Genomic DNA, 1,555 nt, shown 5'->3' on the forward strand with positions numbered 1-1,555 from the left:
CCATGCCGGAGAACCCGGAGGTTCTGGCGGTAGCTGAACCGCCATCGGTATTGGCAACGAGAACAGACACCGCCCCGGCAAATCCGCAACAACCGGAAAAACAGCAGGAACCCCAGCCACCGACGCAGGCGCTGCTGGTACTACGCTCAAACGTTGTCGGCGATCAGGTCACCATCAACGGCAAGGAATATGGCGCGACCCGCCTGGATCTTGAGCTGGACCCGGGCCGCTACGAGGTCACCATCACCAAGCCAGGTTTCAAACCCTGGAACCGCTCCATTGCCCTGAAAGCCGGCAATGAGGTGACTCTGGTGGGCGAACTGGAGGCTCTGACCACGGTGAATTTCCGTGACGGGATCTGGATCGGTGGCGTGAAGACCGGTGATGGCACCTACCAGGACAACGATGGACTGCGCTACGAGGGGCATTTCGTGGATGGTGAATTCCACGGCCAGGGCACCGCGTGGTATCCCGACGGTGGCCGTTACGAGGGAGGCTGGTCTGCAGGCAACCGCGAGGGCGACGGTGAATGGCGCAGTGCCGACGGCTCGCGCTATTCCGGCGAATTCCGGGACAACCAGTTTAACGGCAAAGGCACGCTTACACTGGCAAACGGCGACATACTGACCGGCCACTGGAAGGACGGACAGCTTAATGGCCACGGTTCCCTGACCACCGCGGATGGCATGCTCTACGTCGGCGGCTTCCGGAACGACGAATTTCATGGCACCGGCACACTCACCTACCCCGACGGTCGCCATTACGAAGGCGAATTTTCCAACGGCGCCTTCCATGGCACCGGGGCAGAGGTCTTCGCCAGCGGCAAGAAATACGAGGGCGAATACATTGAAGGAAAGTTCCACGGTAAGGGCTTGCTGAAGAATCCCAACGGCAGCTCGATCGAAGCGACATTCCGTCATGGCGAGCCCTACGGACAGGTACGCCTGACCACAGCGGCAGGGGAAATTTTCACTGCCCGAACCACTGAACCCGGTGTCTGTTATCGGGACAAGAGCTACCGGGCCACAGAGTGCCCGAAACTGGAAGGCTGGTAATCATAACGGCCCGATAACAAACGCGTTTGCAGTAAACGATTGAGGTAGTGACATGGCGATCAAGAACGCTCTGCTGGTAGATGACTCCAAGGTGGCCCGATTTGCCCTGAGCAAACTGCTGGAAAGTCGCGATATGGAAGTCAATATGGCTGGCTCGGCCGAGGAGGCCCTCGATTTCCTGAACAGCCAGGGGCGTCCGGATGTCATCTTCATGGACCATCTAATGCCGGGGATGAATGGCGTAGAGGCGACCAAAGCCATCAAGGGCAACCCGGAGACCGCCGGCATCCCCATCATCATGTGCACATCCAAAAAATCGTCATCATTCATGGAGGAGGCCAGGAACTTCGGTGTTTACAACATCCTCACTAAACCGCCGCAAACGGAGGGCCTCAAAGAGGTTTTGGACCAGCTGGCCAGTGACGTCACAGGCGGAAACTTGCCGGAGCCACCGCTGCAATCTGAGCCGGCTGCCGCGGAAGAGGACGAACTGCTGAACG

The 1,555-nt window shown here is 58.8% G+C and carries 2 protein-coding genes; both read left to right on the forward strand.

The window, feature by feature from the left end; genetic code table 11:
• On the forward strand, positions 1-1,055 hold a 1,055-nt coding region (locus tag B2W52_RS12505; protein ID WP_286803334.1), incomplete at its 5' end, for an MORN repeat-containing protein.
• A 52-nt stretch (positions 1,056-1,107) separates the two neighbouring features.
• On the forward strand, positions 1,108-1,555 hold a 448-nt coding region (locus B2W52_RS12510; protein WP_286803337.1), incomplete at its 3' end, for a response regulator.

Source organism: Marinobacter sp. UBA2498, assembly GCF_002341575.1.
In the GTDB taxonomy this organism is placed as follows: Bacteria; Pseudomonadota; Gammaproteobacteria; order Pseudomonadales; family Oleiphilaceae; genus Marinobacter; species Marinobacter manganoxydans.